The 22,074-nt window shown below is 67.7% G+C and carries 21 protein-coding genes; 9 read left to right on the forward strand and 12 right to left on the reverse strand.

Going from position 1 to position 22,074, the window contains the following annotated elements:
• Positions 1-98 precede the first annotated feature (98 nt).
• A complete protein-coding gene (locus G6N47_RS04870; RefSeq protein WP_083134265.1) occupies positions 99-893 on the forward strand; it encodes an LLM class flavin-dependent oxidoreductase in 795 nt (264 codons plus the stop codon).
• 10 nt (positions 894-903) lie between these two features.
• On the opposite strand, the gene G6N47_RS04875 is transcribed toward G6N47_RS04870, so the two are convergent.
• The 5 genes from G6N47_RS04875 to G6N47_RS04895 are packed head-to-tail and all read right to left on the reverse strand — an operon-like array spanning position 904 to position 6,721.
• Positions 904-1,773 (reverse strand): alpha/beta fold hydrolase, encoded by an 870-nt coding sequence (locus tag G6N47_RS04875; protein WP_083134264.1) that lies wholly within the window; start codon positions 1,771-1,773, stop codon positions 904-906.
• Between the two features lie 3 nt (positions 1,774-1,776).
• Positions 1,777-2,985, reverse strand: a complete 1,209-nt coding sequence (locus tag G6N47_RS04880) for an FAD-dependent oxidoreductase (RefSeq protein ID WP_083134263.1) — start codon at positions 2,983-2,985, stop codon at positions 1,777-1,779.
• Positions 2,986-3,010: 25 nt separating this feature from the next.
• The gene (locus G6N47_RS04885; protein WP_083134262.1) at positions 3,011-4,027 is read right to left on the reverse strand and encodes a beta-ketoacyl-ACP synthase III; all 1,017 of its coding nucleotides are present in this window, start codon (positions 4,025-4,027) and stop codon (positions 3,011-3,013) included.
• Between the two features lie 6 nt (positions 4,028-4,033).
• Positions 4,034-5,353, reverse strand: coding sequence for a sensor histidine kinase (locus G6N47_RS04890; RefSeq protein WP_083134275.1), 1,320 nt, complete (start codon positions 5,351-5,353; stop codon positions 4,034-4,036).
• Between the two features lie 60 nt (positions 5,354-5,413).
• Positions 5,414-6,721, reverse strand: a complete 1,308-nt coding sequence (locus tag G6N47_RS04895) for an NAD(P)/FAD-dependent oxidoreductase (RefSeq protein ID WP_083134261.1) — start codon at positions 6,719-6,721, stop codon at positions 5,414-5,416.
• A 106-nt stretch (positions 6,722-6,827) separates the two neighbouring features.
• Here G6N47_RS04895 and G6N47_RS04900 point away from each other — a divergent pair, with 106 nt between their 5' ends.
• Positions 6,828-7,724, forward strand: coding sequence for a crotonase/enoyl-CoA hydratase family protein (locus G6N47_RS04900; RefSeq protein WP_083134260.1), 897 nt, complete (start codon positions 6,828-6,830; stop codon positions 7,722-7,724).
• A gap of 2 nt (positions 7,725-7,726) precedes the next feature.
• Here G6N47_RS04900 and G6N47_RS04905 read toward each other — a convergent pair whose 3' ends face one another.
• The 3 genes from G6N47_RS04905 to G6N47_RS04915 all read right to left on the reverse strand — a co-directional run bounded on the left by G6N47_RS04905 (position 7,727) and on the right by G6N47_RS04915 (position 10,228).
• Positions 7,727-9,247, reverse strand: a complete 1,521-nt coding sequence (locus G6N47_RS04905; RefSeq protein WP_372517557.1) for an aldehyde dehydrogenase family protein — start codon at positions 9,245-9,247, stop codon at positions 7,727-7,729.
• Between the two features lie 77 nt (positions 9,248-9,324).
• Positions 9,325-9,849, reverse strand: coding sequence for a mycothiol transferase (locus tag G6N47_RS04910; RefSeq protein WP_083134258.1), 525 nt, complete (start codon positions 9,847-9,849; stop codon positions 9,325-9,327).
• Between the two features lie 10 nt (positions 9,850-9,859).
• Entirely contained in the window at positions 9,860-10,228 is a 369-nt protein-coding gene (locus G6N47_RS04915; protein ID WP_083134257.1) for a VOC family protein, read from the reverse strand.
• A gap of 47 nt (positions 10,229-10,275) precedes the next feature.
• On the opposite strand from G6N47_RS04915, the gene G6N47_RS04920 reads away from it, so the two are divergent.
• Complete coding sequence (locus tag G6N47_RS04920; protein WP_083134256.1) at positions 10,276-12,009, forward strand: N-acyl-D-amino-acid deacylase family protein; 1,734 nt, start codon at positions 10,276-10,278, stop codon at positions 12,007-12,009.
• A 50-nt stretch (positions 12,010-12,059) separates the two neighbouring features.
• Here the strand turns inward: G6N47_RS04920 and G6N47_RS04925 are convergent, their stop codons facing one another.
• Positions 12,060-12,932, reverse strand: a complete 873-nt coding sequence (locus G6N47_RS04925) for a hypothetical protein (RefSeq protein ID WP_083134274.1) — start codon at positions 12,930-12,932, stop codon at positions 12,060-12,062.
• Positions 12,933-12,980: 48 nt separating this feature from the next.
• Between G6N47_RS04925 and G6N47_RS04930 the strand changes: the two genes are divergently transcribed.
• The gene (locus G6N47_RS04930) at positions 12,981-13,373 is read left to right on the forward strand and encodes a pyridoxamine 5'-phosphate oxidase family protein (RefSeq protein WP_083134255.1); all 393 of its coding nucleotides are present in this window, start codon (positions 12,981-12,983) and stop codon (positions 13,371-13,373) included.
• Positions 13,374-13,497: 124 nt separating this feature from the next.
• Here the strand turns inward: G6N47_RS04930 and groL are convergent, their stop codons facing one another.
• Positions 13,498-15,120: a chaperonin GroEL gene (groL, locus tag G6N47_RS04935; protein ID WP_083134254.1), complete on the reverse strand. Its 1,623-nt coding sequence runs from the start codon at positions 15,118-15,120 to the stop codon at positions 13,498-13,500.
• A gap of 203 nt (positions 15,121-15,323) precedes the next feature.
• Between groL and G6N47_RS04940 the strand changes: the two genes are divergently transcribed.
• The 3 genes from G6N47_RS04940 to G6N47_RS04950 all read left to right on the forward strand — a co-directional run bounded on the left by G6N47_RS04940 (position 15,324) and on the right by G6N47_RS04950 (position 17,931).
• Entirely contained in the window at positions 15,324-15,707 is a 384-nt protein-coding gene (locus G6N47_RS04940) for an MmpS family transport accessory protein (RefSeq protein ID WP_083134253.1), read from the forward strand.
• 7 nt (positions 15,708-15,714) lie between these two features.
• The gene (locus tag G6N47_RS04945; protein ID WP_083134252.1) at positions 15,715-16,206 is read left to right on the forward strand and encodes a cupin domain-containing protein; all 492 of its coding nucleotides are present in this window, start codon (positions 15,715-15,717) and stop codon (positions 16,204-16,206) included.
• A gap of 72 nt (positions 16,207-16,278) precedes the next feature.
• Positions 16,279-17,931 (forward strand): DEAD/DEAH box helicase, encoded by a 1,653-nt coding sequence (locus tag G6N47_RS04950; protein WP_083134251.1) that lies wholly within the window; start codon positions 16,279-16,281, stop codon positions 17,929-17,931.
• Here G6N47_RS04950 and G6N47_RS04955 read toward each other — a convergent pair.
• Together G6N47_RS04955 and G6N47_RS04960 are read right to left on the reverse strand one after the other, a co-directional pair.
• On the reverse strand, positions 17,928-19,292 hold the full coding sequence (locus G6N47_RS04955; protein WP_232080125.1) for a PH domain-containing protein: 1,365 nt from the start codon (positions 19,290-19,292) through the stop codon (positions 17,928-17,930). The two genes, G6N47_RS04950 and G6N47_RS04955, sit on opposite strands and share 4 nt — an antisense overlap.
• 75 nt (positions 19,293-19,367) lie before the next feature.
• Positions 19,368-19,880, reverse strand: coding sequence for a PH domain-containing protein (locus tag G6N47_RS04960; protein ID WP_179966426.1), 513 nt, complete (start codon positions 19,878-19,880; stop codon positions 19,368-19,370).
• A gap of 55 nt (positions 19,881-19,935) precedes the next feature.
• Here G6N47_RS04960 and G6N47_RS04965 point away from each other — a divergent pair, with 55 nt between their 5' ends.
• Entirely contained in the window at positions 19,936-20,859 is a 924-nt protein-coding gene (locus G6N47_RS04965) for an SDR family NAD(P)-dependent oxidoreductase (protein WP_083134249.1), read from the forward strand.
• On the forward strand, positions 20,859-22,070 hold the full coding sequence (gene moeA / locus G6N47_RS04970; RefSeq protein ID WP_083134248.1) for a molybdopterin molybdotransferase MoeA: 1,212 nt from the start codon (positions 20,859-20,861) through the stop codon (positions 22,068-22,070). Before G6N47_RS04965 ends, moeA begins: the two co-directional genes overlap by 1 nt.
• The last annotated feature ends 4 nt before the right edge of the window (positions 22,071-22,074 follow it).

Below are 22,074 nucleotides of genomic sequence, written 5' to 3' on the forward strand. Positions count from 1 at the left end.
GCATCATCGCACCCGGGTCCGACAAGTTTCGGCCCGCAGATCCGCGCCAGGGTCCGCCGCTGATACGGCGGTTCGGAACGCACGTTACGGTCAGCTTCGTGCGCCACGCTATCTATCTCCCACTGTTTGGAGACCTTGCTGATCCTCGGGCATTAGTCGATATAGCCCTTGCAGCCGAAACGCACGGATGGCAGGGGCTTTTCGTCTGGGACCATGTCCTGAGCCCGATCCCTGGCGAGTGGGCAATCGCAGATCCTTGGATTGCCTTGGCCGCCGTAGCCACTGTGACGGCGCGCATCCGGTTAGGCCCAATGGTCACCCCGCTTCCGCGTCGCAGAATCATCAAAGTGGCACGCGAAACCGTCACCCTTGATCGCCTCAGCGGCGGTCGACTGATCCTGGGCCTGGGCATTGGCATCGACACAGGCCGCGAACTATCGGCGTTCCGCGAGGTTACCGATGCGCGTCGGCGTGCTCGCATGCTCGACATCGGGACCAAAGCGTTAGTCGACTTGTGGTCCGGCGCAACGGTTATCAACACGCACGAGGTCATCCTTGACGGTGTGCGTGCACTTCCCGGCCCCGTACAGCAGCCACGAATTCCGATTTGGTTCGGCACCGAGCGCGTCAGCGGGCCACCAGTCGCACGGGCCGCCCACTACGACGGACTCTTTCCCCTCCATGCCCGGCCAGCGGACATCCCGCTCATTTTCGAAGCCGTCGCCGAGATTCGCGGCGACATCGACGGTTTCGACGTCGCGGTCGTCGCTCGCCCCGACACCGACGTCGACGCATTTCAGACTGCCGGAGCGACATGGGCGATGCATGCCTTCTGGCCCGGCCACCGTCCCGACCAAGTACTCCGGCTCATCGAAAGCGGCCCGCCCCAGTGAGGTTAGACGATCACGTGTCGCAGCGCAGGCGCTCGGCGGCCGCAACCGTCGCGTCGACGTAGGTGTCCGGGTCGGTGAGGAAGACGTCATGGTCGGCGTCAATCTCCATCACCGCGGCACCGAGCAGTGTGGCCATTAAACGTTGATCGCAGGGCGACACTGCCCGGTCGCGTGCGGTGACGACGACCACGGTGGGTAGCCCGGCGATTGTTGCCACGTGCGGGCGAAAGTCGAAGGCATATTCGTCAAGAATCGCATCGACGATCACCCGCGGGTGGCACAACACGAGCTCACCCCGCAGCCACGGCCACCATTCCGCGGTGAGGGGATGCCCATTTCGCACGCGGTTGAAATAGCGCAGTGGCAACGAGCGACCAATGCCGCGGCTGCGATTGGCCAACGGGCGCAACGCCTTTAGCGCGACGCGACTGATCCGGTCGCTCGGCGTGTCGAAGGACATGGCGGTTGCCTGCAGGATCAGTCCCGCTATGCGATCGCGGTGGCGGCGGGCGAATTCCAGTCCGACAGGCCCGCCGAGTGAATAACCGCATACGACAACGCGGTCGAGCTCGATCGCGTCGAGCAGCGCAGCGACGTCGTCGGCGCACTGAGTGATGCTGAACCGTTCCGTGCGCGTCAGCGGCAGACCGCGACCGTGCCCGCGCAAATCCATTGCGATAACCCCGAAGCGCTCGGCGAGCGGGCCCATCACATGGCAGAAGTTGAAGTCGGACGTGATCGCCCACCCGTGCAGCAGCAGCACCGGGCTTGCGCCCGGCGCCACGCGGACCATGGCCTGCCCCATACCGCCCGGGAATTCGACCGAGCGCAACGGCGGCAGCGCGCAGCCGGCATCCTCCGGCCCGAAGCTTGCCGTCACGCGTCAACCCACGTGCACGTCGGGCGTGCGGACATGCTCCGGGCGGAAGCCCCGTCCGACCACAATCGGCGGAATGAACTGCAGCGGACCGCGGCCGACGATTCTCGGGATACGGATCGGCGACAAGTCACCGCTCAAGTTGGGCTCGATCGCCGTGTCCTGCAAAAACACCTGGCCCGCCTGGATGATCCGGGTGGGCAGTTCGCGGCGGCGCTGCACTTTGGCGAGGTCCGCATCCGTCAGACGACCGTCACGCAGCGGGGCGTGAAGGATGTTCGCCGCGGCCACCGCGTCGGCGACGGCGAGATTGATGCCGATCCCACCGGCCGGCGACATGGCGTGTGCCGCATCGCCGATGCACAGCAGCCCGGTACGCCACCAGGTCTTGAGCCGGTCGACCCGCACGTCGAGTTGGCTGGTGTCATCCCAGGAGCGCAAGTCGTCGACGTGTTCGCGCAGGCGGGGCTGCGCGGCCACCAGGCGCTCTTTGAAGTCCTCCAGCGAGCCGTCCCGCGGGCTCGTCCCCTTCGGCATCAGATACGCGACCTGCCAGTAGTCGCCCCGGTAAATCATGGCCATCAACAGGCCTTTACGGATCACGCCGAACAGCTCCTCGGGATCGCCCGGGCGCCATTTCAGCCGGAACCACAGCACATCCATCGGCGAGTGCGCCCTGGCGATCTCCAGACCCGCTGCGGCCCGCACCGCGGACTTGCGCCCGTCGGCACCCACCACCAGCTCGGCATGCACCTCCAGTTCCGGTGTGCGCACCCCGACGATGCGATCGCCGTCGAAGATCACGTCCGTGACCTCGGCGTTCCGGACCAACGTGAATTCCGGGTAAGCAGAAGCCTTTTCGGTGAGGAAGTCGAGAAAGTCCCACTGCGGCATCAACGCGATGTAGGGCTGTTTGAAGCCGAGCCACTTGAGGCCACGGAAGTTGCCAAAAGTGCGAATCGAGCCGTCAGCGTCGAAGGCAACACGGTTGATCTTGGTATGCGGGAGCCGCAGGAATTCGTCGATCAACCCCAGCTCGTCCATGATCCGCAGTGTCGTCGGATGCACGGTGTCGCCGCGGAAGTCGCGCAGGAAGTCGTTGTGCTTTTCCAAAACAACAACCTGAATGCCCGCGCGGGCGAGCAGTAGAGCGTGAACCAGACCGGCGGGGCCACCACCGGCCACACAGACCTGGGTCTGGAGGATTCGCGTCATGGCCCGACAGTACTCGCGGGTGCGCTCACTCGAACGGCACCGGCGGCATCTTCACCACCTGCGCCGCATAGCTCAGACCCGCGCCGTAGCCCAGCAGCAACGCCAAGTCGCCGGGCTTGGCCGCGCCGGTCGACAGCAGCTCGTCCATGGCTAACGGAACCGAGGCGGCAGAGGTGTTGCCGGTGTGCACAATGTCGTTGGCCACCACCACATGTGGCGCCAGTTTGAGGTTCTTGGCCAAGAGCTCGTTGATCCGGCTGTTGGCCTGATGCGGCACAAACACCTTCAATTCGTCGGTGCTCACCTTCGCCGCCTCCAGCGCTCGCTGGCAGACCTTCGTCATTTCGAAAGCGGCCCAACGGAATACGGCAGTGCCCTCCATCCGCAGGAATGGGCGTGCACCAGAAGGGTTTTCGGTGTAGTCGATCCAATCGATGTCTTGACGTACCGCCTGGCTTTGCCGGCCGTCACTGCCCCACACAGTCGGTCCGATGCCCTGGTCGGGTGTTTCGCCGACGACGACCGCCCCTGCGCCGTCGGCAAAGATGAAGCAGTTGCCGCGGTCGTGCATGTCCAGCGTCGGGGACAGTTTCTCCGAACCGATCACAAGCACCTTTGCGGCGCTTCCGGCCCGCACCATGTCGGCCGCGACGCCGAGTGCATACCCGAAGCCGGCACAGCCGACACTGATATCGAATGCCGGAACCCCGTGAGCGCCCACTGTCGATGCCACCATCGGAGCACACGCCGGAGTTTGCAGAAAATGCGTGTTGGTCGCGACGATCACAGCGTCGATTTCGGCGCCGGTGAGCAACGCGTTCGCGATTGCCCGACGCCCGGCCTCGATCGCCATCGACGCAGCAGATTCGTCGTCTCCGGCGAACCGGCGCGTCTTTATCCCCGTGCGGGTGTAAATCCACTCATCGGAGGAATCGATGTTTTCGCAGATCTCGTGATTGGTGACCACACGGTCCGGCCGGTATGCCCCGATGCTCAGCAAACCGATCTTGCCGATGCCGGTGATCTCCGCAATCTCATCCATGGCGGCTCATCCTATGCCCTCGCCGTCGTGGGTGCCCGGGAGTCGCAGCAGCAGCCGCGCCCCGCCCATCGGACTTTCGCCCAATGATGCTGTGCCGCCGTGTAACTCGGCCTGCTGGGCGACCAGAGCCAGCCCCAGTCCGGAGCCCGACCGGGATGCCGTCGACCCGCGGGAGAACCGCTCGAAGACCGTAGCGCGTTCCTCCTCCGGCACACCGCTGCCGTTGTCGTCGATCATGAGCTCCACGCCATAGGCGGAACTGGTTGCGCTGAGCAGGATTTCGGTAGCGCCGCCGTGCTTGACCGCGTTGGCGATGGCGTTGTCGACCACCAGCCGCAACCCCACCGGCAGCCCCACCATCAGCACGGTGGGCGACGGCACCAACGACACGTTGACGCCTGCGTAGACGCGAAGCGCATCGTGCGCCGCCCGATCCAGCAGCTCGGTGATGTCGAACGGGACGAAGTCGTCGACGGTGGTCAGCTCGCTTTGCGCCAGCCGTTCCAGCGCGGAGAGCGTCGCCTCGATGCGGCTCTGGGTGCGCATCACGTCGCCGATCACCTCTTTGCGCTGCTCGGCGGGCAGCTCGAGCGTCGAGAGCACCTCCAGATTGGTGCGCATCGCCGTGAGCGGCGTGCGCAGCTCGTGCGAGGCGACGGCGGCGAAGTCGCGGGCCGACTCCAGCGCGGCCTTGGTGCGCTGCTGCTCGTTGCCGATGCGGGCCAGCATTCCCTCGACCGCTTCGGCGATCTCCACCGCCTCTTGCACGCCGCGGACCTGAACTTCGTCGGGATTGGACTGGGCGTTGATGGCCCGCGCCTGCTGGGCTAGCAGCCGGAACGGATTGACCATCACCAGCGAGATGACCCAGGCGGCCAGAACCGTGCCGATGATGACGCCGCCGCAGATCAACAGCACCCGCAGGTGCAGCTCGTTGATCCGGTGCTGCGCCTCGGCCAAGGGTGCCCCGAGCGCAATCGAGGCATGGCCGGCGGTGAACGTGCGGACCCGGTACTCGACACCATTGACGGTTGTATTGGCGAAGCCGTTGTCGAGCTTGGGCAACACGATGTCGGCGGGCACTGACACGGTCATCGGCCCGATGCGCGCCGTGCGCACCAGATCGCTGTTCGCCGTGGGCTGGTTGGGGTGGCTGAGCAGCGTGCTGATGTCGCCCAGGCTGCTCACCGAGTCGAGTCGCCGGTCCAGCTGACTGTGCTGGTCGTTCGTGACGCCGAACCAGACCCAGGCGCCGAGCGTCAGGACAAGAGCGATCACCGAGAGCGCACCGACGACGACGATGGTGCGCAGCGACAGCATCCGCATCAGCAGCCGATACACCCGATTGCCCGATTCCACGAGGACACATCTTGCCCGACGTCGCAGTTACCGTCGCTGCCCGGCCATATCGGCCATACCCGGCGCGCGGAGCCGTCGTTGCCTGCCTCGTTTCGCCGCGCCGATGACCTCGTTGACGGTCGCCACGATCCGGCGGGGCTCGTCGAGGAATGTCCGTGCCGCGGCGCGGGCGAGTCGTGCCGGCGTGAACACCTGCGACGGGCGAACGTCATGGTTCAAGATCCCAAGCAGCGCCTGGGTGGCGTCGGGATTGGCGGCGATATCCCGCAGCATCCGCCTGATCAGCGGGGACACAGCTCCGGGAGCACCCGTTTCGCGTGCGTACCAATACATTTCGTAGGCGTCGTGGTCGCGCCAACGCCACCATTTTTGTAAGGCCGTATCCGGACTGCTGTTGCCGAGCCCGTCGACGACGGCCGCCGCGAGCTTGTCGGCCTGTCGGAACGCGTCGGCCATACCTTGCCCGGGCGCCGGGTCCTTGAAGTGTCCGGCATCGCCGACGAGCGCCCACCCGGGCCCAGCCGACTGCCGAAAATAGCCGTGCCAGTTGGCAACTACCCGGATCGGGCCAATGCGCCGCGCACCGGCAAGAAGATCCGCCAACTCGGGCCACATCTGAATCCGCGCGGCAAAGCCCTTGTCGCGGTCGGCGTCGAATTCAGCCAGCTCGGGCATGTCGATGCCGAGTGCCGCCATGTACAGATCCCCGTCCGTGGCACCGGCGAGGAAGCCGACGGCGCCCTGCCGGCCGAGCCGCGCGTGGCCTTCCCGATCGCCGACACCTTCGAAATACGCCCAGGCATACAGCTTTCCGGGCGATGTACGGTGGTACTCGCGTGCACCAACGCACGACGCGACCGTCGAGTGGCGGCCGTCGGCGCCCACCACCAACGGCGCGTACACGGGTCCCGAGGACGTCTGCACACCGGTCACCCGGCCGTCGTCTGTGATTAGCTCGGTGACCCGCGATCCGGTGCGCACCTCGGCGCCGCCCGCAGCGGCGGCGTCGACCAGCAGCGCGTCCAGGGTGAGGCGTCGAACGCACAAGGCGGGGCTCAACGGTGCCTCGATGGTCGCGTCGATCCGAACGTCATCGTTCACCAACGAAAGCCGATCGAGCGGTACCGCACCGGCGGCCAAGATCCCGTCGAGCAGCCCGAGTCGGTCCAGGATCTGTACTCCGCAGGGCTGAATCATGTGCGTCGACGGAGTCTCGGACGGAAAGTGCGCCCGGTCGAGCAGGCACACCCTCAAACCCCGGCGCGCCAGCATCGTCGCCAGCGGGGATCCCGCACATCGTGCGCCGATTATCGCCACGTCGAACCGGTCCGCCATGCCAGCTGACCCTACCTAGAAATTAAGGAATCGATAAGGATTTTAAGATAACAGTAAGGGCGCGGTCGGCTTGACACCCCGGACGGGCAGCGACTTCGCTTCGGCTATGCCTGAATTCGAGACACTGCTGTACACGACGGCCGGTCCGGTCGCCACGATCACGCTGAACCGCCCCGAGCAGCTCAACACGATCGTTCCGCCGATGCCCGACGAGATCGAGGCCGCCGTCGGGCTCGCCGAACGCGACCCGGATGTCAAGGTGATCGTGCTGCGGGGTGCGGGGCGGGCGTTCTCCGGCGGCTACGACTTCGGCGGCGGCTTTCAGCACTGGGGCGAGGCCATGATGTCCGACGGGCGCTGGGATCCAGGCAAGGATTTCGCGATGGTCACCGCCCGCGAAACCGGGCCGACAAATAAGTTCATGGCGATCTGGCGGGCGTCCAAACCGGTGATCGCGCAGGTGCACGGCTGGTGTGTGGGCGGCGCAAGCGATTACGCGCTGTGCGCCGACCTGGTGATCGCCAGCGAGGACGCGGTGATCGGCACGCCGTACAGCCGGATGTGGGGCGCCTATCTGACCGGGATGTGGCTGTATCGGCTCAGCCTGGCCAAGGTCAAATGGCATTCGCTGACCGGCCGGCCGCTGACCGGGGTGCAGGCCGCCGAGGTCGAGCTGATCAACGAGGCGGTGCCGTTCGAGCGGCTCGAGGCGCGGGTTGCCGAGATCGCTTTGGAGTTGTCGCGAATTCCCTTGTCGCAGTTGCGTGCTCAGAAGCTGATCGTCAACCAAGCCTACGAGAACATGGGGCTGGCCACCACCCAGATGCTCGGCGGCATCCTCGACGGCCTGATGCGCAACACGCCCGAGGCGCTCGAGTTCATCCAGACCGCCGCCACCGAGGGCGTGCGCGCCGCGATCGAGCGCCGCGACGGCCCGTTCGGCGACTACAGCCAGGCCCCGCCCGAGCTAAGGCCCGACCCGTCGCACGTGATCGTGCCGTAGATCTATTTGGCGGTGCGGCGCGGACGCGCCAGCGCCATCTTCGTCATCATCCGGTTCATGCGAGCGAGCGCTTTGAGCGAATTGTGGTAGTAGTTGCCGCCGGCGCCGAGGTTGGTGCGCGGCGCGACGACGGTCTCGACGCGGCAGTACTTGCGCATGCCGTCGGCGCCGCCGAACCGCGCGCCGATGCCCGACGCCTTCCAGCCGCCCATCGGCGCGGTGGTGCACATCAGGTTGGAAATCACGTCGTTGATGTTGACTGCCCCGCAATCAAGTTGCAGCGCAATATCTTTGGCCCGCTCGACGTCGCGGGAGAACACCGAGGCGCTCAGCCCGTACTCGCTGTCGTTGGCCAGCCGGATCGCTTCCACGACCGAGCCGACCTTCATGATCGGCAGCGTCGGGCCGAACGTCTCCTCGGTCATGCAGGCCATCGAGTGGTCGACGTCGACGAGCACCGTGGGCGGGTAGAAACTGCCCGGCCCGTCGGGGACCTGCCCGCCCGTCAACACCCGCGCCCCTTTGGCTTTGGCGTCGGCGACGTGGCGCTCGGTGACGGCGCGTTGCCCCTCGTCGATCAGCGCACCGAAATGCCCGTCGCCGCCGACCCGCAACGCCTTGACGTCGCGAACCACAGCCTCAACGAACTGGTCGTACACCGGCTCCAGGACGTAGACCCGCTCGACCGAGACGCAGGTCTGGCCGGCGTTGAACATCGCGCCCCATACCGCGGCGTGCGCGGCCAGCTCGATGTCGGCGTCGTCGCACACGATCATCGGGTCCTTGCCGCCCAGCTCCAGGCTGACCGGCGTCAGCCGGCGGGCGGCGCGCTCCATCACCTTGCGTCCGGTCGCGCTGGATCCGGTGAACTGCACGAAGTCGGCGTTGTCGATGACGGCCTCGGAGACGTCGCGGGCGCCTTGAGCCAGCGCGAGCACGTCGGGGGCACCGGACTCCAGCCAGCCGCGCCGCAGCACCTCGGCGGTCAGCGGGGTGCGCTCGGACGGCTTGAGCAGCACCGCACATCCCGCCGCCAGGGCGCCGATGGCGTCCATCAGCGCGTTGGCCACCGGGTAGTTCCACGGCGCGATGATCCCGACGACCGGCCGGGGCCGGTAGTGCACGGTGATCTTCTTGATCGCCAGGAACGGCAGCGCCGCGGGCCGACTTTCGGGTGCCAGCGCCTTTTCCATCGTCTTGACGACGTACGCCAGGATCATGATCAGCAGTGGGACCTCTTGTGCGGCGTCGACGGCCGACTTGCCGGTCTCTTTGATCAGCAGCTCTTCGATCTCGTCGCGATGCTCACCGAGCCACACCGCGAAGCGGGCCAGTGCCTTGGCGCGCCCCTTGGCCCCGCGCTGCTCCCATTCGCGTTGCGCCTTGCGCAGTCCCTCCGCAATCGTCGGCACGTCGGCCGGATCGGTCCAGTGCACTTCGCCGGCTACCGCGCCGGTGGCGGGGTTGAGGATGGTGCCGGTGCCGGAGAATTCCTGAGTTGTGATGGCGGTCATAGCCGCCATGCTAACCGGGCTCGACAGGTGTCAAGTCCGGCCCCGCCCAATCGCCGGCCCCCTCCTCGTCAGACCGGTCTGACTCGTCAGGCCCGGCGGTGCGCGATACCCAATACATAGGCCGCCTGCCCCAGATGCTGGGCGCAGTCGTCGATGACGCTGACCAGCCGAACGCTGGCGGTCACCGGCGGATCCCAGTTGGTATCCACGACGCGGCGTAATTCGTCGGCGGTGACGTTGTTGACGTACTCCAGCGTCAGATCGTGCACCGCGTGGTAGTAGCCGGCCAGCAGGTCAGCAGGTGCCCGCACCTTCCCGACGTCCTCGGGGCTGTGCCCGTAGCCGGTGTCGTCGCGCGGCAGGTCCAGGCCGAAGCGGTCCACCCAGCCGTCGCGAGTCCACGCCTGCTCGACACCCGCGATGTCGGCGACCTGCACATCCTGGACCCGGGCGCTGTGCCAGATCAGCCAGGCGATGCTGTTGGCGTTGGGACTGGGCCGGTATCGGGACTCTTCGTCGGTCAGACCGTCAGTGAGTTCGTCGACATGCTCAATCAAGCGGGTGAACGCGTCACGGAGCAATTCCTTGGCGGCAGCATCGGATTCAGCCATGAAAGCGACGCTACGCCCCGTGGAAGACGGCTTCGACGTTGTTGCCGTCGGGATCTCGCACGAACGCGCCGAAGTAGCCCAGGTGGTACTCGGGCCAGAGCCGCGGCGCGTGCAGCGACTCGGCGCCGAGCTCCAGCGCGGCGTCGTAGAACGCCTTCACCGCCTCCTCGTCGGCGGCTTGGAAGGCGACGTGGATTTCGCGGTTGGGACCCATGCCGGCGCCCTCGGCGATCCAGAACGCCGGATGGCCGTCCCGGCCGTATCCGATGGCCTCGCCGAAATCCATCTGCCGGGTGTAGCCGAGGACGCCGAGTACCCCGTCGTAGAACCGTTGGGCTTTGGCGTAGTCGGCGCAGTTGATGCCGAAGTGATCGATCATGGGCTAGAGCCTGGCATGAGCCACCGACACGGTCGTAGATTAATTAGATGACCTACGACCTCGTCATCCGCAACGGCACGATCGTGGACGGGTTGGGGGGTGAGCCCTACGTCGGCGACGTCGGGGTGCGCGGCGGCGTGATCGCGGCGGTCGGGACCGTTTCCGGGGGCGGTGCCCGCGAGATCGACGCCACCGGACTCTTGGTCACCCCCGGCTTCGTCGACCTACACACCCACTACGACGGGCAGGCGATCTGGTCGGACCGGCTGAACCCATCGTCGGCGCACGGGGTGACGACGGTCGTGATGGGCAACTGTGGGGTCGGTTTTGCGCCGTGCCGCCGCGAGGACCACGACGTGCTCGTCGACGTGATGGCCGGCGTGGAGGACATTCCCGGCGTCGTGATGACCGACGGGCTGCCCTGGACGTGGGAGACCTTCGGCGAGTACATGGACGCGTTGGACGCGGGCCGGCGCGACATTGATGTGGCCGCCTACCTGCCGCATTCGCCGCTGCGGGTCTACGTGATGGGCGAGCGGGGCGCCAACCGTGAGCCGGCGACCGCCGAGGACCTGGCGAAGATGCGGGCGCTAGCCAAGGAGGCCGTCGAGGTCGGGGCACTGGGCTTCGCGTCGTCGCGGCTGGCCACCCACCGCACCGAAGGCGGACAGCAGATCCCCAGCTACAACGCCGCCTACGACGAGATCCTCGAGATCGGGCGCGGCATCGCCGACGGCGGCGGCGGGCTGATCCAGTTCGTGCCCGACATCCCGGCCGGCGGTTATCAGCCTGTGCTGCAGCAGGTGTTCGACGCCGCAGGCGATGTCGGCCTGCCGGTGACGTTCACGCTAGTGATCGGCAACGCCGGCGACCCGATGTGGGAAGACGCTGTGACGATGATCGAGAAGGCCAACGGAGCCGGTGGCCAAGTCACCGCGCAGGTCTTGCCGCGGCCGATCGGGCTGATGATCGGTCTGAACCTCACCGTCAACCCGTTCATGCTGTACCCGAGCTACCGGGAGATCGCCGACCTGCCGTTGGCCGAGCGGGTCGCCGTGATGCGCAAACCTGAAGTGCGGCAACGGATTCTGGCCGACAAGCCGACCGAGGCTGCGATGAACCCGCTGTTCTATCTGGCGCAGGCCTGGGACTGGATCTTCCCGCTCGGCGAGGATCCCGACTATGAGCCCGACGCGGCGAACAGCATCGCCGCGCGTGCCCGGGCCCGCGGTGTTTCGCCGCTGGAGGAGGCCTACGATCGGCTGCTCGACGACGATGGCAACGCGATTCTGCTCGGTGCGATGGCCAACTTCCAGGGCGCGTCGCTTTCCACCGTCGGCGAGCTCTTGCGGCGCGACGACGTTGTGCTGGGCCTTGGCGACGGCGGGGCGCATTACGGAATGATCTGCGACGCAAGCTATTCCACGTATCTGCTGACGCACTGGACCCGCGACCGGGCGTCCGGCCGGCTGTCCGTCGCCGAGGCGGTCCGCGAGCTGACGTCGGTGCCGGCGCGGGTCGCCGGGTTGGGTGATCGCGGCCGTGTCGCCGTGGGCTACAAGGCCGACCTCAACGTCATCGACCACGGGCGGCTGCGGCTGCACAAGCCGGTGGTCACCCACGACCTGCCCGCGGGCGGGCGGCGGCTCGACCAGACCGCCGACGGGTATGTCGCGACCATCGTGTCCGGTGAGGTGATCGCCGAGAACGGTGTGCCGACGGAAGCGCGGCCGGGCCGACTGGTCCGCGGCCGTCAACCCGCGCCGGTCGCTCAGAGCTGAGACTGCGGTTTCGTACGCGACACGCCGCGGGCGCGTAGAAATCCGCAGAGTCACCACGTTTTTGGACAGCCACGCGCAAGTAGGGCGGCGCCGACGCGGTTGAGGAACACTCGCGGCGTGCGATGCACCATGCCACCGGTAACTCTGATATCGGCCCAACCCAACTCGGGCAGCCTGGCGTACCGCTCGACATCCCACCTCCGCTGCTTGGGATCGGTCCAGTGGTGGGCGCCTTCAAAGTCCACGCCGACACGGTATTCACGCCAGCCCATATCGATGCGAGCGAACAGCTGACCGTATTCGTCGTATACCTCGATCTCGGTCTCTGGGCGCGGAAAACCCGCTTGCATCAACAACAAACGAGTCAGCGACTCGTATGGCGATTCGGCACCGCCGTCGACGAACGTCAGCGTGCGAGCCAGCTGAGCTAAGCCGCGAACACCTGGATGCGACGCGGCAATGCGCTCGATGTCCGCGACTTTGAGGTCGGTCGCGTTCATCAGCGCATCGACCCGTTGCACGCCTTCGACAAGGGGTAACCGCCGGCCCACGTCGAACGCGGTGCGGGCCGGCGTCGTCACGGTCATGCCGGCGATGCTCTGCGTTTCACCGGCTCCCAGCCTGTCCGCATAGACCACGAGCAGCGGCGGTGTCCGCTGGTTGCGATGGATCAACTCAGCGGGCAGATCCGGCTCGACCCACTTCGCGCCAAGCACGGTTTGGGCGGACAGCCCTGCGACCACACCACGTCGTCGGGACCACAGCCACGCCGCTCGTGCCCGCTCGACCGCCGAAAGCTCCGCGCCGCGCAACGCATAGACACCGGGATAAACGGGGCAGTAGAAGCGCCGCAGCTCCCGGACAGTCAGCAATCCGGCATCGATCGCCTCGGCGCCCCGGAACGGCCAGTCGATTTCGCCCACCGTCCGCATCCTGGCTGCGGGCCCCGCAAGCCGCTTACAGTTGTCCACATGGGCGCCAAGAAGGTGGATCTGCAAAGGCTGGCCGCGGCGCTGGGCGACTTTCCGTTGGCCTACCTGATCACCGTCGACGACGACTACCGCGCACACACTGTGACGGTCGAGCCGGAGTTGCGCGGCGGCGTGCTAGATGTCGGGTTGATCGGCGGGCGCACCACCAAGAACCTGGCCAACCGCGCCGACGTCACGCTGCTGTGGCCGCCGCGTGAGGTGGGCGGATACTCCTTGATCGTCGAGGGGCGGGCTGAGGTAACCGAGGCGGGCGACGACACCATCCGGCTTGCAGTGGTGCCGACCCGGGCGCTTCTGCATCGCAACGCCGACTCGCCCTCCGCAGCGAAAGGCTGCCTGCACGACTGCGTGGTGTTCAGCGAGCCCGCCTAACCCGTCGACTCTGCGGATTTGTACGCCGCACCGGCCTGTCCCGTACAAAACCGCAGTGTCGGAGCCGTCGGCAACGAAAAAGCCCGGCCTGCAACGCAGGCCGGGCTTTCCCGAAAGGCGACTCTTAGAAGTCCATGCCGCCCATGTCACCGCCACCGGGCATGGCGGCCTTCTCCTTCTCCGGCTTGTCCGCGACGACGGCCTCCGTGGTCAAGAACAGGCCCGCGATCGACGCGGCGTTCTGCAGCGCCGAACGGGTGACCTTGACCGGGTCGGCGACGCCGGCCTTCAGCAGGTCCTCGTACTCGCCGGTCGCGGCGTTGAGACCGTGACCCGCAGGCAGGTTGCGGACCTTCTCCGCGACCACGCCGGGCTCCAGACCCGAGTTGAACGCGATCTGCTTCAGCGGAGCCTCCAGCGCCACCTTGACGATGTTGGCGCCGGTCGCCTCGTCGCCCTCGAGCTTGAGCTCGTCGAGCGTCGGGGCCGCCTGCAGCAGGGTCACGCCACCGCCGGCGACGATGCCCTCCTCGACCGCGGCCTTGGCGTTGCGCACCGCGTCCTCGATGCGGTGCTTGCGCTCCTTGAGCTCCACCTCGGTGGCAGCCCCGGCCTTGATCACCGCAACGCCGCCGGCCAGCTTGGCCAGCCGCTCCTGCAACTTCTCGCGGTCGTAGTCGGAGTCGCTGTTCTCGATCTCCTGGCGGATCTGGGCCACCCGACCGGCGATGGCGTCGGAGTCACCGGCACCCTCGACGATCGTGGTCTCGTCCTTGGTGACGACGACCTTGCGGGCCTTACCCAGCAGCGACAGGTCGGCGTTCTCCAGCGTCAGGCCGACCTCTTCGCTGATGACCTGGCCGCCGGTGAGGATCGCCATGTCCTGCAGCATCGCCTTGCGGCGGTCACCGAAGCCGGGGGCCTTGACCGCCACCGACTTGAAGGTGCCGCGGATCTTGTTGACGACCAGGGTGCTCAAAGCCTCGCCCTCGACGTCCTCGGCGATGATCAGCAGCGGCTTGCCCGCCTGGATGACCTTCTCCAGCAGCGGCAGCAGGTCCTTGACCGTCGACACCTTGGAGCTGACCAGCAGGATGTAGGGCTCCTCGAGCACCGCCTCCTGCCGCTCGGCGTCGGTGACGAAGTACCCCGAGATGTAGCCCTTGTCGAAGCGCATACCCTCGGTGAGCTCGAGCTGCAGGCCGAAGGTGTTGGACTCCTCGACGGTGATGACACCCTCGTTGCCGACCTTGTCCATCGCCTCGGCGATCAGGTCGCCGATCGACTGGTCGCCGGCGGAGATGGCCGCGGTGGCAGCGATCTGCTCCTTGGTCTCGACCTCCTTGGCGCCCTTGAGCAGCGTCTCGGTGACCTTCTCGACGGCCTTCTCGATGCCGCGCTTCAGGCCCAGCGGGTTGGCACCGGCGGCGACGTTGCGCAGGCCCTCCTTGACCAGCGCCTGGGCCAGCACGGTGGCCGTCGTCGTACCGTCACCCGCGACGTCGTCGGTCTTCTTGGCGACTTCCTTGACCAGCTCGGCGCCGATCTTCTCGTAGGGGTCCTCCAGCTCGATCTCCTTGGCGATGGAAACCCCATCGTTGGTGATCGTGGGAGCGCCCCACTTCTTCTCCAGGACGACGTTGCGGCCCTTGGGGCCCAGCGTCACCTTTACCGCGTCGGCGAGGCTGTTCAGGCCCCGCTCGAGGCCGCGACGGGCCTCTTCGTCGTACGCAATTGTCTTGGCCATTGCGAAGTGATTCCTCCGGATTGGGGATGACACGTCCTGGCCGGGTGCAGTGCCCGCGACGGACGATCCTGAGCTGGATCTCACCGTCCCGACCTAGCACTCACCGGTCGCGAGTGCCAAGTCATTCTTAGCACTCGCCTATGGAGAGTGCAAGAACACCGATCGCCTGACGGTGGCCTGTTCGCGGTGCTCTAATTCACGACATGGTTATTAATTCGCTGGGCAGGCTGGCCACCGCCGTTGCGCTGGGTGGGGGCCTGCTGCTGGCGGCTCCCGGGACAGCATCGGCGTCGGTCCCGGTCGTGTTCGAGTTGACCGGCACCTTCACCGAAGGTGTGCTGGTGTCCTACACAGGAGCCAATGACGAGCCCGAGGTCGCCAACAATGTGGGCCTGCCGTGGTCGACGGCATTCGACTACGACGGCAGCTCTCGCTTGCTGACGTTCAGCGGCATACACGCCGGCGGTGATCCGGGCTCGGTCACCTGTCGGCTGTCGGTGGGCGGGCGACAAGTCGTCACGCAGACCAACAATGCCCCTCGAAGCGCCGGGACCGGGGCCGTGTGCCACTACGTCACCGGCCGCTGAGCCCCCGATGTCGCTCGTGGTGCCGCCGTATCCGGAGCCCCGTTACCTGGACGAGCAGCCGGAGGTCAGCGCGTGGCTCAAGCGCGCTGACGAGCCACCGGACTACGAGACGTTCGGCGTCAAGTACCACTACCTGGCCAACCAGCAGGCCACCGACGGCGACTACGGCCTGTACCGGGTCGACATCGCCCCTGCCGGCGGCGGACCCGGCCCGCACTACCACCGCGCCATGTCGGAAGCGTTCTTCGTGCTGTCCGGGACCATGAAGCTCTACGACGGCCGCGACTGGCTCGACGGTCATCAGGGCGACTTCCTCTATGTTCCGCCGGGAGGGATCCACGGTTTCCGCAACGAGGCCGACACGCCCGCGTCGATCTTGATGTTGTTCGCTCCGGGCGCGCCGCGGGAGGCCTACTTCGAGGGTTTTGCCGCGTTGGCCGACATGACCGACGACGAACGCCGGGAGTGGTTCATTCGCCACGACAACTTCTTCGTGTAAGCGGCTCCCTGCAGAGATGCGCCGACCGATGTCCTTGCGCTACAGTGCATCTCGTTAGATAGGAGGCCTCGGGTGCGGGCAATTGATGCGCCCGACACCCGAGCATTGCGGGGCTGGCAGCGGCGCGCCCTGGTGCGGTACCTGACCGCCAAGCCGCGCGATTTCCTGCTGGTCGCAACCCCGGGTGCGGGTAAGACGGCGTTTGCTCTGCGCATCGCCGCGGAGTTGTTGGGCGATCGCAGTGTCGAGGCGATCACCGTGGTGGTGCCCACCGAACACCTGAAAAACCAGTGGGCGGCCGCGGCCGCCGCCGACGGCATTGCCCTGGACCCGAGGTTCCGCAACACCGCCGCACAGACGTCGGCCGAGTACCACGGCATCGTCGTCACCTACGCGCAAGTGGCCAGCCACCCGACGCGGCATCGGGTGCGCACCGAGGGCAGGCGAACCCTGGTCATCTTCGACGAGATCCACCACGGCGGCGACGCCAGGAGTTGGGGCGAGGCGATCCTGGAGGCTTTCGGCGACGCCACCCGCCGGCTCGCCCTGACCGGCACGCCTTTCCGCAGCGACGATGCCGCCATCCCGTTCGTCCGCTACGAACCCGACGCCGACGGGCTGCTGCGCTCGCAGGCCGACCACACCTACGGCTACACCGAGGCACTCGCCGACGGGGTGGTGCGACCGGTGGTGTTCCTGGCCTACTCCGGCGAGGCGCGCTGGCGTGACAGCGCCGGCGAGGAGTACGCCGCCCGGCTCGGCGAGCCGCTGAGCGCCGAGCACACCGCCCGGGCGTGGCGCACCGCGCTGGACCCGGCCGGGGAATGGATGCCGGCGGTGATCTCGGCGGCCGACACCCGGCTGCGCCAGCTGCGCGACGGCGGCATGCCCGACGCCGGCGGCATGGTGATCGCCTCGGATCAGAAGGCCGCCCGGGCCTATGCCGTTCTGCTGGAGCGGCTCACCGGCGAGGCGCCGACCGTCGTGCTGTCCGACGACCCCGGATCGTCGGAGCGGATCGCGCAGTTCTCCGCGGGCACCAGCCGCTGGCTGGTCGCGGTGCGGATGGTGTCGGAGGGCGTCGACGTGCCGCGGCTGGCCGTCGGCGTCTACGCGACGAGCGCCTCGACACCGTTGTTCTTCGCGCAGGCCATCGGCCGGTTCGTCCGGTCCCGGCGGCCAGGGGAGACGGCCAGCGTGTTCCTGCCGTCGGTGCCGTCGCTGCTGCTGCTCGCGAGCGAGTTGGAGGCGCAGCGCAACCATGTGCTCGGCAAGCCGCACCGCGAAACCGACGAGCTGGCCGCCGCGCAGCGGCGCCGAAGCGAACCGTCCGAACTCGACAACGGGTTCATGTCGCTGGGCGCCGACGCCGAGCTGGATCAGGTCATCTTCGATGGCGCGTCGTTCGGCACCGGCGGCGACGAAGCCGACTATCTCGGCATCCCCGGCCTTTTGGATGCCGAGCAGATGCGGGAACTGTTGCGGCGCAGGCAAGCCGAGCAGCTTGCCGCCCGCGCGGTCAATGCCGAGCCGGTGACACGACATGGCCAGCTGCGTGATTTGCGCCGCGAGCTCAACGCGTTGGTGTCGGCGGCACACCATCGAACGGGCAAGCCGCACGGCTGGATTCACAACGAGCTGCGCCGCATTTGCGGCGGACCGCCGGTGGCTGCGGCGACCAGCGACCAGTTGCAGGCCCGGATCGCGGCAGTGCGCGAGCTTTAGCGAATCGTCCAGACGCTGTCGGCCACCCACCGCGACGCGGTTGCCGCCACCGCCCAGGCCTCCTGCTCGGGCACGTCGATCACCGGATAGCGCTTGGCCCCGGCGGCGGTGGCGGCCACCAGCGTGACGACGCCGGCCCGCCGCTGCATCGGCGTCTGCCGCACGGTCCAGCCGATAATCCCCGCGGTGTCAACGCAATCGCGGCGCCGCTCCAGGCAACCAGCGCGCGCAACAAGCCACTCGGCGTCCACCCGGTGCCCCAGCGCTCGCACCCGGTCGGCGGCGATCAGCGCGCAGCACACCATCACCGCGGCCCACGCGGCCCACAGCCAGACCGGCACAGCGGCCAAAGTCAGTGCCGCGCCCGCGACGAGCGGCAGACTCAGCGCGCGAGTCCATCGCCGTTGCGCCGCCCGCCGACCATGCCCAGTCAGCGGCCCGGTCACCACGTCGCGAGAGCCGACCAGCCCAGTAAGGACCGACTCGGCCGTCACGGCCGGACACGGCGGGAGCAGCATCGACGACTCGCCGGCGCCGTGCACACCGGTCATCACCGCGTCCAGCCGGGCGCCGCGAAGCGCGCGGACCAGCAGCGGCTGCCGCAGCGTCCCGCCGCGCAGCCGGCTCATGTCGTAGGTGTGCTCGCGGAGCCGCAGCAACCCGTGCCGCAACTCGAGGAACCCTTCCCGGCGCAGCAGCACCAGATTGCCGTAGGTGAGCAACGACCGCACCACCGCCAGCAACACCGACGCCGCCAGCACCACCGCTGCGATCGCCGGAATACCAAGCAGCGCAACCGTATTCGACCCGAGCCTGCCCAGTGGGGCGGCGAATCCGCTCTGATACACCACCCCCACTGCCGCGGCGATCATCACCAATCCGGACAGGCTCAACGGCGCATACCGCAGCCAGGACGGCTGCCAGCGCGCCAGCACCGTGCCCACCTGCGCGGGCCGCTCGGATTCGCCGAGCAGGATCGCCCGAAGCCGCGGCACTTGCGCGACCTCGACGGCGTCGAGCTCGAAAACCGAAGAATCGGGGCCGCCCACACGTCCGGTGCTCACCCGCAGCACGGCCAGCCCTAACAGGCGATGCAACAGCCGCGCATCGGTCTGCACCGAGCGAATCCTGTTGCGCGGCACCGACAACACCTTGCGCTGCAACACGCCGGCGCGCAGCTGCACCTCGTCCGGCTCGATGCGGTAAGTCGTGGTGAACCACCGCGCCACCCCGACCAGTGCGGTTGCCGCCAGCGCCGCCACCGTCCACCACGGATTGCCCGTGGTGGAACCCAGCACGATTGCGCCGATCAGCAGCGGCAGCTGGCGCAGCAGCTCATGTACCGGATGTACCAATAACATTCGCGGGCTCAACCGCTGCCAGGCCATATGGCGCCGCTCCTCCGCATCGCTCCAATTTGTTTCGTCGCCGGCGCGTCACGTGGCGTCCTCGGCGCCGATCGCCGCGATGTCCGTCAACCGTGCGACGACCTGATCCGCGACCGCCGAATCCAGCGCCACGATGCGCACCGCTCCCGCCGACGATGCCGTCGTCACCGTGACATTGGCCAGCCCGAACAACCGGTCCAGCGGTCCGCGGTGGGTGTCGACGGTCTGCACCCGCGAAATCGGCGCGATCCGGCGCTCCTGCACCAGCCACCCGGTGCGGGCGTACACCGCCTGCGGGCTGATCTCCCAGCGGTGCACCCGATATCGCCACCACGGCACGACGCCCACGGCGACCGCCGCGCCGAGCACGGTGACGGCCGCGCACAACCCGTGCAACCACAACAACCGCTGATCTACTGAGAACCAAATCAGCTGCCCGACGGCGAGCATCAGCCACGGGATCGCGCCCTCGACCGCCCACATCAGCGGCGCCTTGGAACTGGGCGGATGTGCGGGATCGGCCATGCCCACCACGACCGGGCCGGGCGTGCCGTCGTCCATGGCGTCGAGAATGCCACCCACCGGCATCGGGTGTCCGTCGGTATCGTTTTCGGCCATGAGTGCAGGAGGCAAATGGTCCGAAGCGGATGTGCCCGACCAGAGCGGGCGCATCGCGATCGTCACCGGCGCCAACACCGGAATCGGCTACCACACGGCCGCGGTGCTCGCGCGGTCCGGCGCGCACGTCGTGCTCGCAGTGCGCAACCTGGAGAAGGGCAACGCCGCGCTGGCCCGCATCGTCGCCGCCCAGCCGCAGGCCGACGTCACGCTGGCCGAACTCGACTTGAGCTCGCTGGACTCGGTGCGCGCCGCCGCCGACTCGCTACGGGCGAACTACCCGCGCATCGATTTGTTGATCAACAACGCCGGCGTGATGTACACCCCCAAGCAACTCACGGCCGACGGCTTCGAAATGCAGTTCGGCACCAATCATCTCGGCCACTTTGCGCTGACCGGGCTGCTGCTCGACCATCTGTTGGGCGTCCGCGGTTCGCGGGTGGTGACCGTCAGCAGCAACGCCCACCGGTTCCGCGCCTCGATCCACTTCGACGACCTGCAGTGGGAGCGCAGCTACGACCGGATCGCCGCGTACGGCCAATCCAAACTTGCCAACCTGCTGTTCACTTACGAGCTGCAGCGCCGGCTGGCCGATCAGCAGAAAAACACCATCGCCGTGGCCGCCCACCCCGGCTCGTCGAACACCGAGCTCACTCGCAATCTGCCCGCCATCCTCAAACCGGCCAACGCGCTGCTGGCCCCGCTGCTGTTCCAGAGCTCGGCGATGGGCGCGCTGCCGACCTTGCGCGCGGCCACCGATCCGGACGTCGAGGGCGGGCAGTATTACGGCCCCGACGGCATCGGTCAGCAGCGCGGCTACCCGAAGCTCGTCGAGTCCAGCGCGCAGTCCCACGATGAGGAGCTGCAGCGCCGACTCTGGGCGGTGTCCGAAGAACTCACCGGCGTCACGTTCCCCGTCTGATGCGCTCGGTCGAGGAACATCAGCGCGTCGTCGCCGAACTGATCGCGGCCCGGCCCGCCACCACCACCGCGCTCGCCGACGCCGAAGGTCTGGCGCTGGCCGACGATGTGACCGCGACGGTGTCGCTGCCGGTGTTCGACAACTCCGCAATGGACGGCTACGCCGTGCGCGCCGACGAGGTAGCCGCAGCATCCGCCGACCATCCGGTGAAACTGCCGGTGGCCGAAGACATTCCGGCCGGGCGCACCGACATTCCCACGCTGGAACCCGGGACTGCGCACCGGATCATGACCGGCGCGCCGATGCCGGCCGGCGCGACGGCCGTCGTGCCGGTCGAGAACACCGACGGACGCACCGACGTCGTGAGCATCAACGCCCCGACCGCCGAGGGGCGTCACATCCGGCGCGCCGGCGAGGACGTCGCGGCGGGCACGACGGTGCTGCGGGCCGGGCAATTGGTCACCCCGGCGGTGGTCGGGCTGGCCGCCGCGCTGGGACTGCCCGAGCTGCCGGTCATCCCGCGACAGCGGGTGCTGGTGATCTCCACCGGAACCGAGCTCGTCTCGCCGGGCAGCCCGCTGCAGCCGGGCCAGATCTACGAGTCGAACTCGATCATGCTCGCCGCCGCCGTTCGAGACGCCGGCGGCGAGGTGGTCGCCTGCCCGGCCGTCGAGGACGACGTCGCGCAGTTCGCCGTCGTGCTGGACCGCTACGCCGCCGAGGCGGATCTGATCATCACCAGCGGCGGCGTGAGTGCGGGCGCCTACGAAGTGGTCAAGGACGCGTTCGGCCGCGAAGGCGACCAGGGCGTGGAGTTCGTCAAAGTCGCGATGCAGCCGGGCATGCCGCAGGGCACCGGCCTGGTCGCGGGCACGCCGATCGTGACGCTGCCCGGTAATCCGGTCAGCGCGCTGGTGTCCTTCGAGGTGTTCGTCCGGCCGGCGCTGCGCACCGCGATGGGACTGCCGGCGGCGCATCGGCCGCGACGATCCGCCACACTCACCGAGACGTTGACCTCACCGCGCGGCAAAAGGCAGTTCCGGCGCGGGGTGTTCGACGCCGACGCCGGCACGGTCATGAGCTACGGCCCGCCGGCGTCGCATCACCTGCGCTGGCTGGCGTCGGCGAACTGCCTGCTCGACATCCCCGCGGACGTGTCGGAGATCGCGGCCGGATCTCGGGTGGAGCTGTGGGACCTCTCCGCTCCGTAAGATG

Source organism: Mycobacterium branderi (assembly GCF_010728725.1).
GTDB classification, from domain to species: Bacteria; Actinomycetota; Actinomycetes; order Mycobacteriales; family Mycobacteriaceae; genus Mycobacterium; species Mycobacterium branderi.